The 16214-nt window shown below is 56.3% G+C and carries 15 protein-coding genes; 12 read left to right on the top strand and 3 right to left on the bottom strand.

Features of this window, described 5'->3' with window-relative positions:
- Positions 1-3 precede the first annotated feature (3 nt).
- The 7 genes from ubiH (at position 4) to F8R23_RS20815 (ending at position 9309) form a co-directional block, all read left to right on the top strand.
- Complete coding sequence (gene ubiH / locus F8R23_RS20845) at positions 4-1182, top strand: 2-octaprenyl-6-methoxyphenyl hydroxylase (protein WP_112347302.1); 1179 nt, start codon at positions 4-6, stop codon at positions 1180-1182.
- Between the two features lie 83 nt (positions 1183-1265).
- Positions 1266-2468, top strand: a complete 1203-nt coding sequence (ubiI, locus tag F8R23_RS20840; RefSeq protein ID WP_129937038.1) for an FAD-dependent 2-octaprenylphenol hydroxylase — start codon at positions 1266-1268, stop codon at positions 2466-2468.
- A gap of 543 nt (positions 2469-3011) precedes the next feature.
- Positions 3012-4109 carry a glycine cleavage system aminomethyltransferase GcvT gene (gcvT, locus tag F8R23_RS20835; protein ID WP_099065327.1) on the top strand — a complete coding sequence of 366 codons (1098 nt, stop codon included), beginning with the start codon at positions 3012-3014 and terminating at the stop codon, positions 4107-4109.
- A 45-nt stretch (positions 4110-4154) separates the two neighbouring features.
- On the top strand, positions 4155-4541 hold the full coding sequence (gcvH, locus tag F8R23_RS20830; RefSeq protein ID WP_085118731.1) for a glycine cleavage system protein GcvH: 387 nt from the start codon (positions 4155-4157) through the stop codon (positions 4539-4541).
- 92 nt (positions 4542-4633) lie between these two features.
- Positions 4634-7513, top strand: a complete 2880-nt coding sequence (gcvP, locus tag F8R23_RS20825; RefSeq protein WP_151415955.1) for an aminomethyl-transferring glycine dehydrogenase — start codon at positions 4634-4636, stop codon at positions 7511-7513.
- 248 nt (positions 7514-7761) lie between these two features.
- Positions 7762-7968 carry a hypothetical protein gene (locus F8R23_RS24335; RefSeq protein WP_242503268.1) on the top strand — a complete coding sequence of 69 codons (207 nt, stop codon included), beginning with the start codon at positions 7762-7764 and terminating at the stop codon, positions 7966-7968.
- Positions 7969-8343: 375 nt separating this feature from the next.
- Positions 8344-9309 (top strand): quinone oxidoreductase family protein, encoded by a 966-nt coding sequence (locus F8R23_RS20815; protein WP_129937040.1) that lies wholly within the window; start codon positions 8344-8346, stop codon positions 9307-9309.
- Positions 9310-9407: 98 nt separating this feature from the next.
- Here the strand turns inward: F8R23_RS20815 and F8R23_RS20810 are convergent, their stop codons facing one another.
- The gene (locus F8R23_RS20810; protein WP_151415954.1) at positions 9408-10817 is read right to left on the bottom strand and encodes a sensor histidine kinase; all 1410 of its coding nucleotides are present in this window, start codon (positions 10815-10817) and stop codon (positions 9408-9410) included.
- A gap of 50 nt (positions 10818-10867) precedes the next feature.
- On the bottom strand, positions 10868-11482 hold the full coding sequence (locus F8R23_RS20805) for a response regulator (RefSeq protein ID WP_151415953.1): 615 nt from the start codon (positions 11480-11482) through the stop codon (positions 10868-10870).
- Positions 11483-11669: 187 nt separating this feature from the next.
- Between F8R23_RS20805 and F8R23_RS20800 the strand changes: the two genes are divergently transcribed.
- The 3 genes from F8R23_RS20800 (at position 11670) to F8R23_RS20790 (ending at position 13224) form a co-directional block, all read left to right on the top strand.
- Positions 11670-11888 (top strand): hypothetical protein, encoded by a 219-nt coding sequence (locus F8R23_RS20800; RefSeq protein ID WP_041418694.1) that lies wholly within the window; start codon positions 11670-11672, stop codon positions 11886-11888.
- A 148-nt stretch (positions 11889-12036) separates the two neighbouring features.
- Positions 12037-12783 (top strand): SDR family oxidoreductase, encoded by a 747-nt coding sequence (locus tag F8R23_RS20795; RefSeq protein ID WP_129937043.1) that lies wholly within the window; start codon positions 12037-12039, stop codon positions 12781-12783.
- 168 nt (positions 12784-12951) lie between these two features.
- Positions 12952-13224, top strand: coding sequence for a BrnA antitoxin family protein (locus F8R23_RS20790; protein WP_390900953.1), 273 nt, complete (start codon positions 12952-12954; stop codon positions 13222-13224).
- A 90-nt stretch (positions 13225-13314) separates the two neighbouring features.
- Here the strand turns inward: F8R23_RS20790 and F8R23_RS20785 are convergent, their stop codons facing one another.
- Positions 13315-13992, bottom strand: a complete 678-nt coding sequence (locus tag F8R23_RS20785) for a GntR family transcriptional regulator (RefSeq protein WP_129937109.1) — start codon at positions 13990-13992, stop codon at positions 13315-13317.
- Positions 13993-14121: 129 nt separating this feature from the next.
- Between F8R23_RS20785 and F8R23_RS20780 the strand changes: the two genes are divergently transcribed.
- A complete protein-coding gene (locus tag F8R23_RS20780; protein WP_129937045.1) occupies positions 14122-14835 on the top strand; it encodes a DUF2848 domain-containing protein in 714 nt (237 codons plus the stop codon).
- Positions 14835-16184 carry an amidase gene (locus F8R23_RS20775; protein WP_151415952.1) on the top strand — a complete coding sequence of 450 codons (1350 nt, stop codon included), beginning with the start codon at positions 14835-14837 and terminating at the stop codon, positions 16182-16184. The genes F8R23_RS20780 and F8R23_RS20775 overlap by 1 nt, the downstream gene beginning before the upstream one ends.
- Positions 16185-16214: the final 30 nt, after the last annotated feature.

Here is a 16214-nt window from a genome sequence, read left to right as displayed (position 1 = left end):
AGCATGAGTGTAATCATCGTTGGCGGTGGTATGGCGGGGGCGACTTTGGCGCTGGCTATTTCCTCGTTGACTCAGGGAAGATTGGCGGTTGATCTGGTTGAAGCGACCCGACCGGACGACCGCAGCCATCCGGGATTTGACGCCCGCGCCATTGCCTTGGCGCAGGGCACCTGTCAGCAGTTGACGCGCATTGGCGTTTGGCCGGTGCTGAGTGACTGTGCGACGGCCATTACCCAGGTGCACGTTAGCGATCGCGGTCATGCCGGGTTTGTTAATTTGCACGCGCAGGATTACCAGGTCGATGCGTTGGGGCAGGTGATTGAGCTGCACGATGCCGGTCAACGGTTGTTTGCGCTGCTTGCCAAGGCACCGGGTGTGACGTTGCACTGTCCGGCCCGGGTGGTCGATGTGGTGCGTACAGTAGAGCAGGCCGAAGTACTGCTGGATAACGGTCAGCGCATTAGCGGGCAACTGCTGGTGGCGGCGGACGGCTCACGTTCGGCGCTGGCACAGGCCTGTAATCTGCAGTGGCAGCAAAGTGACTATCCGCAGTTTGCTACCATTGCCAACGTCACCACTGCAGAGCATCCGCAGGGGCGCGCTTTTGAACGCTTCACCCGTCACGGGCCCTTGGCTTTACTGCCGATGTCTCAGGGGCGTAGCTCACTGGTGTGGTGTCATGCGCGTGAAGATCGCGAGCAGGTCGACGGATGGGACGATGAGCGTTTTATCAGTGAATTGCAGCAGGCATTTGGCTGGCGTCTGGGGCGAATTCTTCGCGCCGGCAAACGCCACAGCTACCCGCTCAGCCTGCTGACCGCCAATCAGCATGTCAGCCACCGGCTGGCACTGGTGGGCAATGCCGCACAGACGCTTCATCCGATCGCCGGGCAGGGGTTTAATCTTGGTTTGCGTGACGTGATGTCGCTGGCGGAAACGCTGGCCGAGGCGCAGCAGGCCGGAGAAGATCCCGGTGGTTATGCGCTGTTGGGGCGTTATCAACAACGGCGACAGCAAGATCAGCAGGCCACCATCGGTGTGACAGACGGCCTGATCCGGCTGTTTGCCAATCGCTACGGCCCCCTGGTGGTCGGTCGTAATCTGGGTCTGATGGCGATGGCCCAGCTACCGTCAGTGCGGGACGCCTTTGCCAAACGTACTTTGGGCTGGGTGGATCGCTAAGCGGTGTATAAGCACAGGCGCAGCATGCTGTGCCCAAAGCGCTGGGCAATGGCACAGCGAGTCATTTAAGGAAATTAAGCAGCATGCAATCATTTGACGTGGTTATCGCCGGCGGCGGTATGGTGGGGTTGGCATTGGCCTGTGGTTTGCAGGGCAGCGGTCTGCGCGTTGCGGTGTTGGAACAGCAGCAACCGGATATGACGCCGCCGCAACCACAGCCGGAACTGCGCGTTTCCGCCATCAATGCCGCCAGCGAGCGCCTGCTGCAGCACATTGGCGTGTGGGACGAGATCCTCAACCTGCGTGCCAGCGCCTATAACGCCATGGAAGTCTGGGATCGCGACAGTTTCGGCAAAATAGCCTTCCGTGGTGACGAATGCGGTTTTAATCATCTTGGTCATATCATCGAGAACTCGGTGATCCAGCAGGCGTTGTGGAAGCGGGCGGAAAACCTGAGCGACGTCACGCTGATGACGCCTGCGGCGCTCAAGCAGGTGGCCTGGGGCGAAAACGACGCTTTCATCACTCTGGAAGACGGCCGCATGCTGACCGCCCGACTGGTGATTGGGGCCGATGGTGCCCATTCCTGGCTGCGTCAGCATGCCGATATCCCGCTGACCTTCTGGGATTACCGCCACCATGCGCTGGTGGCCACGATCCGCACCGAAGAGCCGCATTTGGCGACGGCGCGGCAGGTGTTCCACGGCGATGGCATTCTGGCGTTTCTGCCGTTCAGCGATCCGCATTTAAGCTCGATCGTCTGGTCGGTGGCACCGGAAGAGGCTGAACGCCTGAAGCAACTGGAGCCGGAGCAGTTTAACCGTGAGCTGGCGATGGCTTTTGACCTGCGCCTCGGTGCCTGCACCCTGGAAAGTGAACGTCAGACCTTCCCACTGACCGGGCGTTATGCCCGCAACTTTGCCGCGCACCGTCTGGCGCTGGTGGGCGATGCGGCGCATACCGTGCATCCGCTGGCTGGGCAGGGGGTGAATCTGGGCTTTATGGATGTGGCAGAGCTGATCGCCGAACTGCGCCGTCTGCAACGTCAGGGCAAGGATATTGGTCAACACCTGTATCTGCGCCGCTACGAACGCCGTCGCAAACACGGTGCTGCGGTGATGCTGGCCAGCATGCAAGGGTTCCGCGAACTGTTTGATGGTAACCACCCGGCGAAGAAACTGTTGCGTGATGTCGGGTTGCGCCTGGCCGACAGTTTGCCGGGCGTGAAGCCCAAGCTGGTGCGTCAGGCGATGGGCCTGAATGACCTGCCTGAATGGCTGGCCTGACGGCAGCCTGAGAGAGGTCGTCAGGCCTCTCTGCCTCATTTCCCCGCGATACATCGATTCTCAAAGGCGCAGCCCTGCGCCTTATACCCATAGCTTTTTCTTATATAACCCTTCATTTGAAATAATCTAATTCCAGGTCGGTTTTGCCATTAGTTTTTCTAATTCCATGTTCGGTTATCAAAAGTCGAAATTCCGTATCCGGCCTTGGGTTTGTTATATAACTTCGGATTTTTGGTGCTTTAATTGTTGGTTTTGTGCCTTAAAGCGCATTTTTCCAGTCAAAAACTCTGCACACTAGCCCAGCCTTTTACTGGACCTGAGCGACGCCAAGCCTATTTTAACTTATGGTTAATGGGGTCGTTCGGTGATAACGTCAGGACAAAGGTATCGTTTGCGTCGCAGCGGTTAGCCGCAGTTTTTGCACGTTCGGCGCAGCGTTTCTGTTGGGCAGTCAGTGCGCCACGCAATCCGGCCGCGAGCCATTATCTGATGTATTGCGTAGTAGCACCCTATCTTCAGCTTCTGAGTGAAATGAGGGAAAAGATGGCAAAGCAAACCCCACTGTACGACCAGCACGTGGCGTGCGGTGCGCGCATGGTAGATTTTCATGGCTGGATGATGCCGCTGCATTACGGCTCCCAGATCGATGAGCACCACGCCGTGCGTCAGGATGCCGGTATGTTCGACGTCTCCCATATGACCATTGTAGATCTGCGCGGTGCCCGCACCCGCGAATTCCTGCGTTACCTCCTGGCGAATGACGTCGCCAAGCTCACTCAACCTGGCAAAGCCTTGTACACCGGCATGCTGAATGCGTCTGGCGGTGTGATCGACGACCTGATCGTTTATTTCCTTACTGAAGACTATTTCCGCCTGGTGGTGAACTCCGCCACCCGCGACAAAGACCTGGCCTGGATCGAAGAACACGCAGCTCCGTACGGCGTAGCGCTGACGGTGCGTGACGATCTGGCGCTGGTTGCGGTGCAGGGCCCACAGGCCAAAGAGCGCGCCGCCACCTTATTTACCCCGGAACAAAAAAGCGCGGTTGAAGGCATGAAGCCGTTCTTCGGCGTACAGACCGGGGATCTGTTTATTGCCACTACCGGTTATACCGGCGAAGCGGGTTATGAAATTGCCCTGCCGAAAGAGCAGGTGGTCGATTTCTGGCAGAAACTGCTGGCGGCGGGCGTGAAGCCTGCTGGCCTGGGTGCACGTGACACCCTGCGTCTGGAAGCGGGTATGAACCTGTACGGGCAAGAGATGGATGAAGGCATTTCGCCGCTGGCTGCCAACATGGGCTGGACCATTGCCTGGCTGCCGGAAGACCGTCAGTTTATCGGCCGTGAAGCGCTGGAAAAACAGCGCGAAGTGGGTACCGAACAACTGGTCGGCTTGATCATGACGGAAAAAGGCGTATTACGTAATGAGCTGCCGGTGCGTTTCACCGATGAAGCAGGTCAGACGCATGAAGGGGTGATCACCAGCGGTTCATTCTCACCGACCCTGGGCTTCAGCATCGCCCTGGCCCGCGTACCCGCCGGTATCGGCGAGCAGGCCATCGTTCAGATCCGCAACCGTGAAATGCCGGTCAAGGTCACCAAACCTGGATTCGTGCGTGCCGGTAAGCCACTGACTAATTAAATTTTTGTTTATTGATTCTTTATTTCTTTGAAGGAGTAGCTGGCGATGAGCAATGTGCCAACAGAATTGAAATACGCAACATCCCATGAGTGGGTGCGTGACGCAGGCAACGGCGAATACGTGGTAGGCATTACCGAACACGCGCAGGAACTGCTGGGCGACATGGTGTTTGTCGACCTGCCTGACGTGGGCACCGCGGTTAACGCAGGCGAAGACTGCGCAGTAGCGGAGTCGGTGAAAGCCGCTTCCGATATCTATGCACCTATCAGCGGTGAAATCATCGCTGCCAACGATGCGCTGGAAAGCTCTCCGGAGCTGGTTAACAGCGACCCGTACGGCGAAGGCTGGCTGTTCCGCATCAAGGCTTCTGACAGTGCCGAACTCGGCAACCTGCTGGATGCCGGTGCGTATCAGGCTTCTATCGACGAGTAACTGTTGTAACGCCCCAGGCCCATTGACCGGGGCGTTTTAGTTATAGATCAGGCTATATCCCGTACCCCGTAAGCATTCAGGAATTTGTAGCAATGACTCAGACACTCAGCCAACTTGAACACAGCGGTGCGTTCATCGAACGCCATATCGGCTCTTCTGCAGAACAACAGCAGCAGTTGCTGGAAGCGGTGGGCGCACGCTCGCTCAACGCGCTGATCCAACAGATTGTGCCGGCAGACATTCAACTGCCTGCGCCGCCGCCGGTGGGCGATGCGGCTACTGAACATCAGGCGCTGGCCGAACTGAAGGCGATTGCCTCGCAGAATCAGCGCTACAAATCCTATATCGGTATGGGCTACAGCGCGGTGCTGACACCGCCGGTGATCCTGCGCAACATGCTGGAAAATCCGGGCTGGTACACCGCTTATACCCCTTATCAGCCGGAAGTGTCGCAGGGCCGCCTTGAGGCGCTGTTGAACTTCCAGACCGTGACTCTCGATCTGACCGGTCTGGATCTGGCATCGGCTTCATTGCTGGACGAAGCGACCGCGGCCGCCGAAGCGATGGCACTGGCCAAACGCGCCAGCAAGCTGAAAGACGCTAATCGTTTCTTTGTGGCTGACGACGTGCATCCTCAAACTCTGGACGTGGTACGTACCCGTGCCGCCACTTTCGGTTTTGAAGTGATCGTCGATAAAGCCGAGAAAGTGCTGGAGCTGCAGGGCGTGTTTGGCGTGCTGCTGCAACAGGTTGGCACCACCGGTGAACTGCACGACTACAGCAAACTGCTGGCCGAGCTGAAAACCCGCAAAATCGGTACCAGCGTGGCTGCCGACATTATGGCACTGGTGCTGTTGACCGCACCGGGCAAACAGGGCGCCGACGTGGTGTTCGGCTCCGCACAGCGCTTTGGCGTGCCAATGGGTTACGGTGGTCCACACGCGGCCTTCTTCGCCTGCCGTGACGAATTCAAACGTTCGATGCCGGGCCGCATCATTGGTGTTTCTCGCGATGCAGCCGGTAACACTGCTCTGCGCATGGCGATGCAAACCCGTGAGCAACATATCCGTCGCGAAAAAGCCAACTCGAATATCTGTACCTCGCAGGTACTGCTGGCCAACATCGCCAGCCTGTATGCGGTGTACCATGGCCCACAAGGCCTGCAACGTATTGCCGGGCGTATTCATCGCCTGACCGACATTTTGGCTGCCGGGCTGCAACAGGTCGGGCTGCAACTGCGTCACAAAACCTGGTTCGATACCCTGACGGTGGAAGTGAAAGACAAAGCCGCGGTGCTGGAACGCGCCTTGAGCTTCGGCATCAACCTGCGCACCGATATTCACGGTGCGGTGGGCATCACGCTGGACGAGGCTACCTCACGTGAAGACGTGCAAACGCTGTTCGCCTTGCTGGCGGGCGACGAGCACGGTCTGGACATCGACGCACTGGACGCGGCGGTGAGCAAAAATAGCCAGTCGATCCCGGCGGGTATGTTGCGTCAGGATCCGATCCTGACTCACCCGGTATTCAACAGCTACCACAGCGAAACCGAGATGATGCGTTATATGCACCGTCTGGAACGCAAGGATCTGGCGCTCAACCAGGCGATGATCCCGCTCGGTTCTTGCACCATGAAGCTGAATGCTGCGGCGGAAATGATCCCGATTACCTGGCCTGAGTTCTCTGAGCTGCACCCGTTCTGCCCGCCGGAACAGACTGCCGGCTATCAGCAGATGATCGGCCAGTTGTCACAGTGGCTGGTGCAATTGACTGGCTACGACGCGGTTTGCATGCAGCCGAACTCCGGCGCGCAGGGTGAATACGCCGGGCTGTTGGCGATCCGTCATTACCATGAAAGCCGCAACGAAGCGGGCCGTCACATCTGCCTGATCCCAAGCTCCGCACACGGTACCAACCCAGCCTCTGCCCAAATGGCGGGCATGAGCGTGGTGGTGGTGGCCTGCGACAAGAATGGCAATATCGATCTGCACGACCTGCGCGTCAAGGCAGAGCAAGCGGGTGAAGAGCTGTCTTGTATCATGGTGACTTACCCGTCGACCCATGGCGTGTACGAAGAAACTATCCGTGAAGTGTGCCAGATCGTTCACCAGTTCGGCGGCCAGGTGTACCTCGACGGCGCCAACATGAATGCTCAGGTGGGCATCACCACCCCAGGTTACATCGGTGCGGACGTCTCACACCTTAACCTGCATAAAACCTTCTGTATTCCGCACGGCGGTGGCGGTCCAGGCATGGGGCCAATCGGCGTCAAAGCGCATTTGGCGCCTTTCGTTCCGGGCCACAGCGTGGTGCAGATCGACGGTGTGACGACCCAGCAGGGCGCAGTTTCTGCGGCGCCGTTTGGTAGCGCCTCAATTCTGCCAATCAGCTGGATGTATATCCGCATGATGGGCGCAGAAGGGTTGAAGCAGGCGAGCCAGGTGGCGATCCTGAACGCCAACTACATTGCGACCCGTCTGAAAGATGCTTACCCGGTGCTGTATACCGGCCGCGATCACCGCGTGGCGCATGAATGCATTCTCGACATTCGTCCGTTGAAAGAAGAGACCGGCATCAGTGAAATGGATATCGCCAAACGTCTGATTGACTACGGTTTCCATGCGCCGACCATGTCGTTCCCGGTAGCGGGTACGCTAATGGTTGAACCTACCGAATCTGAAAGCAAAGTAGAACTGGATCGCTTTATCGACGCGATGCTGGCTATCCGCGGCGAGATTGATCGGGTCGCGAAAGGTGAATGGCCGCTGGAAGACAACCCATTAGTGAACGCGCCGCACATTCAGGCAGAACTGGTCAGCGACTGGCAGCACGCCTATAGCCGCGAGCTGGCGGTGTTCCCAATCGCTGGTGTGCGTGAGAACAAATACTGGCCGAGCGTGAAACGTCTGGATGACGTGTACGGCGACCGTAACCTGTTCTGTTCTTGTGTACCGATGAGCGAATACGAATAAACCCTTCGGCGGGGAGTTGATAAACAGGCAGCGCATTTTGCGCTGCTTTTTTTTGTCCATCATGCCCATGCTTTTCTTGCTTATATCTTTGATTAATTGCTAATTATCTTCTTTTTATGCGGTTCCACGCAGTTTGCTTCCAACCTGATTTAAGACACTGTCCGGTTTACATTCCGCTTAAACTCTGGTGGTTAAATTGACATCAGCAAAATATTTTGTAGGGAAGATGGACTCACAAGGAGTGCTCTATGAAAAGGTTGGCTATCGCAATCATTGCGGCTTTACCCTTCTGCTCCGTGCAGGCGGTTGAACGTTATGAAGTACGAAATAACAGCGGGCAAAGGGTATTTAAACTGAATTTCTACACCCCCACCAATGACGGCTATTTTACTGATGAAGGTGTCCCTCAGCGCCGCACGATTAAGGAGACCGGTAGTGGCACCTTGCCGATGTAGATTAAAGGGCGCTATGCCGACTCTCTGCAAAGCACACTGGGTGTAGAGGCGCTGTTCCAGAGGACAGAGGCCTTGTCCGCTACCCTGCGCCTTGGCTGGGCGTGATGGGTTGGCGGCGCAGGCGGGTGTGCAATATCAGTTGAACAAAGATGTTTCAGTTAGGGCCGGGCTTTCCAGCGAGTTGTTCCGCCAGGGCCGTAATTCATTAGAGGGCAATAAGTCTGTGAGCTGGCGGTTCTGATTTCTCCAACAAAATGCCGGTGAGTCAATATCAATAACACGTTCGGCAAAGCGTACTCTCAAGGGACATTGCATGATGCAGTGTCCCTTTTTTACTGTCGCCGCACCGCAACCCCAGCGGATTAAGGAGCAATGATGAGAGCTGCAATAGTTAACGCGTTAGGCCAGGCACCCGTAGTCGGTGATGTGGATGAGCCGATAGCCAGAGAAGGGGAAACCCTGATCGAAGTGATTGTCGCCGGTATCAAACAATTGGATCGCGCCATGGTGGCGGGAACCCATTACTCCAGCCCTAAGGTGTTGCCGATCGTGCCAGGTACCGATGGTGTTGGCTATGCACCGGATGGCCAGCGGGTTTATTTCGCCTCTTTCCGGCAGCCTCACGGCGCACTGGCAGAGCGTACCGTCGCTTCCTGGAGCGTGCCGGTGCCGAAGGGCGTGGATGATGCCACTGCGGCGGCATTGATTAATCCGGCATTTGCCGCCTGGCTGCCGCTGCACTGGCGCGCTGAGCTTCAGGCGGGTGAAACGGTGCTGATTATTGGTGCGACCGGCACCTCGGGTAAGCTGGCGGTGGCCGCTGCACGTCAGGCGGGAGCAGGGCGGATTGTCGCGGCTGGGCGTCGGCAGAGCGTACTGGATGCGCTGGACGTCGATGCGACGGTGGACCTCAGCCTGGAAGGAGATGCACTGGTGCAGGCTTTCGCTGCTGCTGCAGGCCCGAACGGCTATCAGGTGATTGTCGATTACATTTGGGGGGCGGCTACCGAAGCGCTGCTGGCCACGCTGAACAATCACGACCTGTCTTCCTATGCCGGTGGGCGTGGTATTCGCCTGGTCAACGTAGGTTCAATGGCCGGGCCAGACATCCGCTTGCCGGCAGCGGTATTGCGCAGCAATCAGCTGCAGATTTTGGGCAGTGGCACCGGCAATTTCCCTCCGCCGGTTGAGATGCAGCGATATGCCAGTGAGATCCTGGCGTTGGCGGCCGTAGGGCAGATCTCGGTTGAAACTCAGGAGCACGGCTTATCCGATATCGCCGAAGTGTGGGATCGGAACAAGAAAAGCGATGTGCGATCGGTGATCCGTATTGCCGGATAACTGTTCTCAGGTTTATGGGCAAACAAAATTTTGCCCATTGTCTGTCACAGTCAATCAAACCGATACCGCGGCAGTTAAATAGCGATTTTCATGTCGGTTTAACTTTCTTCTGGTGGCGCGAGATAATTTTCCGGTAAGTCGATAACAAACCCGATACCGCGTTCATCGAGTCCTTCGGTGAGCCGCAGCTGCGCACCGATTTTATCGGCCAGATTTTTGGCTATCGCCAGCCCCAGACCGCTGCCGACTTGCAGGGTGCCCGGCACGCGGTAAAAGCGCTCGAACAGCCGTTTGTGGTATTCCGGGCCGATGCCAGGGCCATTGTCGCGCAAGGTAATGTAGCAACCCAGCGGTGACAGCGAGCGAATATTGGCTTCGATTCGCCCATTCTCCGGCGCGTATTTGATGGCGTTTTCCAAAAGGTTGGTGAAGATGGTAATCAGTGATTGGCGATCGGTATCAATCATCACATTTTCACTGCCATCCAGCGAAAGTTCGACGTTCTTTTCCAGCGCGTAGGGCACGTGTTGGGCAATGCATTTGCTGATTTCCGCGTGAATATTCACGGTTTCAATCTTTAGCGGGAAGTCTTCTGACTCCAGCTTGGCCAGGTCAATCAGTTGGCGCGAAAGCGATGCGGCGCGATCCAGCCCCTGTTGCATGTCTTCAATGATTTCCTGTCGTTCGGTTTTATCCGCCACCTGGGTCAGCAGATGCAACTGTGCCAGTACGGCGGCGATCGGGGTGCGTAGCTCATGCGCCGCGTCAGCCATAAAGCGTTTTTCGCGCTGATTTGCGGCATCGATACGTGCCATCAGCTTATTGATTTCCAATACTATTGGCTGGATTTCCTGATATTGCTCGGTTGCATTGATCGGTGACAAGGTACCGGGCTTGCGATCAGAGATCATTCTGGCGATTTGCCGTAGCGGCCTCAGGCTGAAATAGGCGGTGATCAACAGGGCGGCAATGGTTGCCGCCAAGGTTAGCAGCAGTGGGATAGCGGTGCTTTCCGCCGGATTACCGAAAATGGTGGTGCGGTTGTCAAAGGATTCGCCGACGATCACCCTAAATTGCTGCTTGTCGCTCCAACTGCCGGCGATATGCCACTTCATATTGGCGTAACTGATAGTGCCGGACAGCACGGTAGGCGGCAGGAACAACGGTATTTCCTGCGCCGGCGAGGCGTAAAGCATCTTATTGTTACGATCGTAAACCACGAATAAGGGGCGGTAGTCTATTTCATCCTGCATGCCGTTTTTTATCGAGTCGATATACATTATTTCGATATCTTTAATTACCTCAATGAAATTGTGGTCGTTGACGTCAGTCTTATCAAGAATGTTGGCAATTCCGCGTGCGACAATGCGTTGCTGATTATCCAAGTATTTTTCGGCGTCGGGGTAATAAAAATATTTTACCCAGCCCATCAATACGCCCCACAGCAGTAATATGGCTAATGCCTGGAAAATAATGGTGCGCATAAAAAAGGATTTAAAACTAATCATCCCAGCGTCTCTTTTTTTAATAAATAGCCAATGCTGCGCACGGTAATAATTCACTCTCTACCTATCTTGCGCCGAAAATTATGCATATGCACCTCCAGCGAGTTACTTTCCACGCTGTCGCCATGGCCGAACAGACTTTGCTCCAGTGCGGTTTTACGTACCACGGTGCCGGCACAGCGCATCAGTTCATGCAGCAGCCGATACTCCTTTTTCGATAACAGCAGCAGTTCACCATCTAGTGTCACCTGGTGGTTCATTGGGTCCAGATACAAATTGCCCAGGCTCCAGGTTTGGGAGGCAAACCCGGCCATGCGGCGGTTCACCGCCTTCACGCGGGATATCAACTCAGGCAAGGCGAAAGGTTTGGCCAGAAAGTCGTCCGCACCGGAGTCCAGGCTATTGACCAGGCTCTCAATCCGGTCGCGGGCGGTCAGAATAATGATCGGGATATTTTGTCCGGCGGCCCGCCACTCGACCAGTTTTTTTAATCCATCCCCGTCTGGCAGGGTCAGGTCTAACAGCATTAAATCGAAACTGCCCTGTGAGAGCCTGGTTTGAGCATCATGCACCAGCCGCACCCAGCATAGCTCAAAACCCGCCAGCTCTAGTGCCCGGCACAGGGCCTTGCCCAATTGCAGATCGTCTTCCACTAACAATATGTTCACGGGGTATCCGGTTTATGTCACGGCGCTGGCGGCTATATAACTACAACCCTCATGGGAAGACAACGGCGTCATCCTTTTTGCACCATCGTTCTTAAGCAAACCTTAATCTGGGATTAATTTGGCGTTAAGGGAGCGTCGATATATTTCGAGTACGCTGATTCCTGCACAAATCATCAGGGTAGGAAAAATGCGTGTCGACAACTTTTCAATGGCGGTTACCTGTACAGGCGCAATTTTATTGTTGGTATTGGTCATACTGCCTTCCGACGTTGGCGCGCAAGGGGGTAATCATCCCGTCCAGATTTCCTCTCCTTTACCGCATATTCAGCATGCGCAGTCCCTGATTTTTTATAAAAGCTTAAAGCCACGGATTAAAAAACAGCTGCGTCGTTTGGTGCAGTTATAAGGTTTATTTTAATAAGGGCAACAAGTGGAAAAATACCCTTGGATATTCTGCAGCATGGATATCTATACTCTGTTGAAGAAGGTGGCTGAGGTAGCTTTGCTGAGCGCCAGTTACCGGTTATGACTTCCCAATCAAAGAAAGGAACAACATGACTAAAGTTGCATTGGTCACCGGTGCCAGCCGGGGTATTGGCCGCGCCACGGCACTGCTGCTGGCCCGTCAGGGCTACGCAGTGGGTGTTAACTATCTGAAGGATGAGGCTGCGGCGCTGCAGGTGGTCGCAGAGATAACCTCCCTGGGCGGTCGGGCGCTGGCGTTGCAGGCCGATATTGGTGACGAACGCCAGGTGGTAGCGATGTTTAGCGAACTGGATGCCACCCTTGGCCCGATGGGGGCGCTGGTCAACAATGCCGGTATTCTGTTTCAACAGACAAGCATTGAGCAATTGACCGCCGAACGTATCAACAAAGTATTGAGCACCAACGTCACCGGCTATTTCCTTTGCTGCCGCGAAGCGGTGAAGCGCATGGCGCAGCGTCATGGTGGACAGGGCGGGGCTATCGTCAACGTCTCTTCCGCCGCCTCTCGTTTAGGGGCACCCTGGGAGTATATCGACTATGCGGCATCGAAGGGGGCGGTCGACACACTGACCACCGGACTGGCGCTGGAAGTGGCAGCCCAGGGGATTCGCGTTAACTCGGTGCGGCCGGGCTGTATTTACACCGAGATGCATGCCAGTGGCGGTGAGCCGGGGCGTGTTGATCGGGTGAAGGGCAACCTGCCGATGCAGCGTGGTGGCACCCCGGAAGAAGTGGCAGAAGCCATCGCCTGGCTGCTGTCCGATGCCGCTTCTTACGTCACCGGTAGCTTTATCGAGGCCTCCGGCGGCCGCTGACGGTTCGCCACTCCCCTTGCAGAAAGTCTCCTTTTGACACCCAAGATGATTGGGTGTAGCCATTGCTTAAATATCAACCAAATTGTAGTTACAAAAATGTAGTTTTCTTTTGAATGGAATCAAAGAAAAAGCCAAAGTAATCTGGCGAAACATCACATAAGCTTCGAGCTGGCGCAGCATGTTTTTTCGGATCCAAACCAGCTAGCGGTGATTGAACGCATTGATGATGGGATTGACTATGGTGACGCCCCCGCGCTTAGCGATGAGCAATGGGGAACGGCCTTACAGGGGCGGTTCTACAAACCGATGAAGGTATCAAAAACGGTCAGAATTGATGCTGACATTTTGGAATGGCTCCAGAGACCGGGTAAGGGCTACCAGAAGCGTTTGAACGCGGTCTTGCGTGCCGCTATGTTGAAAGGCCAAGAGCTCGAAGAGTAAAATTATCTATCCGTAGCTGTTTATCCTGCAGTTTAAAACCCGGTAGCTTTAGAGGCGCCGGGTTTTTGATACAATATCACCTCTCTCCAATCAGCCCTCATGCAGCAGCGCACTGCGGAAAGACAGAATGTGCGCCTCTGCCGCATTGGCCGCGGCGGCGTCGTCCTGTGCTGCCAGAGCGGCGATAATCGCCCGATGTTCTTCGATCACCTCCCGCATATGGCCTTCGCGTGACAGCGTGCTGGCCCAGAAACGCTGTGCTCTGGCGTGCAGCACGCTCAGGATGTCTGCCAGCATATTATTCCCGGCGATCTGCGCCAGTTGCTGGTGGAACTGGTGGTCCAGCGTCATCATCTGTACCCGGTCACGGCGCTGGCTGGCGGCTTCGATTTGTTGATTGAGGGCCGTCAGTGCGGCGATCTGTGGTTCGGTAATTCGCTTGCTAGCCAACCGCATACACAGCATTTCATTGGCCAGCCGCACTTCAATCAGTTCCAGTGCATCATCCATCGACAGTGGCGAGACCATCACCCCTTTACGCGGGATCACCTGCAGCAACCCTTCATTGGCCAGCCGGTGGATCGCCTGATTGATCGGCGTTCTGCCCATATCCAGCTCACTCATCACCTGCGCGGTATTGAGATATTCACCAGGTTTGTAGCTTAACGTCACCAGTGCTTGCTTAAAGCGCCGGTAGGCCAGTTCATTCAGTGATATTCCGGCTTCCTCTGCCGTCGGGAGTTCCTGGCTCTCTGCGTCAAGGGTCATCACGTTCTGCTCCTGCAAGAAGAAAGTTTTTAGACATAGTACACAAAAACATGGCACGGAAATCGCTTATTTGGTAACTAAAGATATAGTGAAATTTCACAGCATTTTAACCAAAGGGGCACAAACGCCATGAGACTGACCTTCACTTTACCTGAATCCAGCGGTGCCGGGGGGCTGGATGTTGAGATCGACCATCTGGTGATTGCCGGCTGGACTGGCCGCGATCGCGAGGCGATCCTGCACCATATTAGGGAGTTGGCGGAGCTGGGTGTGCCCCAACCCAGTGCAATCCCACTGTTTTATCGGGTGGCCGTTAATCAGCTTAGCCAGAGCGACTGCATTGAAGTGATCGGCAATGCCAGCTCCGGCGAAGCGGAACCGCTGATCTTCACTCATCGCGGCGAGCTGTTTGTTTCGCTGGCCTCGGATCATACCGATCGTCAACTGGAGGCGCACAGCGTAGCGCTGTCCAAGCAAATCTGCGTCAAGCCGGTAGCACGTGCCGCCTGGCCCCTGCGGGAAGTGATCGCACATTGGGATTCGTTGATCCTGCGATCCTGGATCAAAGAGGACGGTGAGTTCCGGCTTTATCAGCAGGGTTACCTTGCCAGTCTGCGTACTCCTGGCGATCTGCTGGATCGTTATCTGAGTGGCCAGCAGGTACCGGAGGGCGGGCTGACGGTACCTCAGCCGCGTGACGGTCTGGCGATGGCCTGCGGTACGGTGGCGGCGATTGGCGGTATCCGGCCGGCGGCCGAATTCCGTATGGAACTGGTGGACAAGGTGCTGGGGCGAACTATCAGCCATAGCTATCGCAGTATTGAACTGCCGGTGGTGGCGTGATGGAAAAACTGACTTTAACGCAGGTCGTTGCCGGGTTGACCATTGGTGAATTAACGGCTGTGCAGTTGACTGCCGCTGCGCTGGCGCAAATTGCCGACGACCAGGGCGAGGGCTCTCGCACTTTTACCCATGTTTATACCGACTGGGCACAGCAGCAGGCACTGGCGGCCGATCGACGGCGTGCTGCGGGTGATCCTCTGTCGGCGCTGGATGGCGTACCGGTGTCGGTCAAAGACCTGTTTGATGTCGCCGGGGAAGTCACCGCCGCCGGGTCGCGGGTGCTGGTCGACGCGCCGGTGGCTAACCGCCATTCCGCCGTAGTGGAGCGGTTGTTGCAGGCTGGCGCGGTGGTCATCGGAAAAACCAACATGACCGAGTTTGCCTATTCAGGGCTGGGGATCAATCCCCACTACGGCACGCCTGCCAATCCCTGGGATCGCTCTGCTCGCCGCATTCCCGGTGGTTCGTCTTCCGGTGCGGCAGTCGCGGTAGCTGATGGCATGTGCTTTGGTGCGATAGGCAGCGACACCGGCGGCTCGGTACGTATTCCGGCGGCCTTCTGCGGCCTGACCGGTTATAAACCCACCGCCCGTCGTATCAGCAGCCACGGTCTGCTGCCGTTGTCGCCCTCACTGGATTCGATCGGCGTGATCGCTCATGACGTTGCCGGTTGCATAGCGCTGGATGCGGCGATAGCCGATCTGCCACTGTATCCGCAGCAGAAAACCTTGAGTCAGGCGCGTTTTGCCGTACCCCAAACGTTGGTGCTGGATGGCATGGACGATGAGGTCACCACCGCCTTTTATCTCAGCGTCCAGCGGCTGGTGCAGGCTGGGGCACAGATTGAATTTATTCCCTTTCATGAGTTCGCCGAGCTGGCGACGATCAACGCCGCCGGTGGTTTCAGCGCGCTGGAGTCCTGGCGCTGGCATCAGCCGTTGATTGCCGAACATGCCGATGGCTATGACCCACGGGTGTTATCGCGTATTCGTCGCGGCCAATGGCTGAATGAGCAGGATCTACAGCAATTGCGGTTGCTGCGTGCCGATTGGCAACGGCGGGTGACTGCTGTAGTGCAAGGGTTTGACGCACTATTGATGCCGACGGTGCCTATGGTCGCGCCAACCATTGCCGAGTTGGAAGCGGATGAAGACGCTTATTTTCGTATCAACGGCGCTGCGCTGCGTAACCCTTCGGTGATCAACTTCCTCGACGGTTGTGCGCTGTCGCTGCCTTGCCAATCGCCCGGTGCGGCACCGGTTGGCCTGATGTTGGCCGGACTGCCCCTGCAGGACGAGGCGCTACTGGGTTGGGCGCTGGCGATCGAACGTTGCCTCACCGAGGTGTGATTTTCCGGTGGGGGGCGACCCCGCCTTACT

Source organism: Serratia proteamaculans, from assembly GCF_008830365.1.
GTDB classification, from domain to species: Bacteria; Pseudomonadota; Gammaproteobacteria; order Enterobacterales; family Enterobacteriaceae; genus Serratia; species Serratia proteamaculans.
The sequence above is the reverse complement of the archived record's forward strand: the minus strand, read 5'-3'. Positions and strand labels throughout refer to the sequence as shown.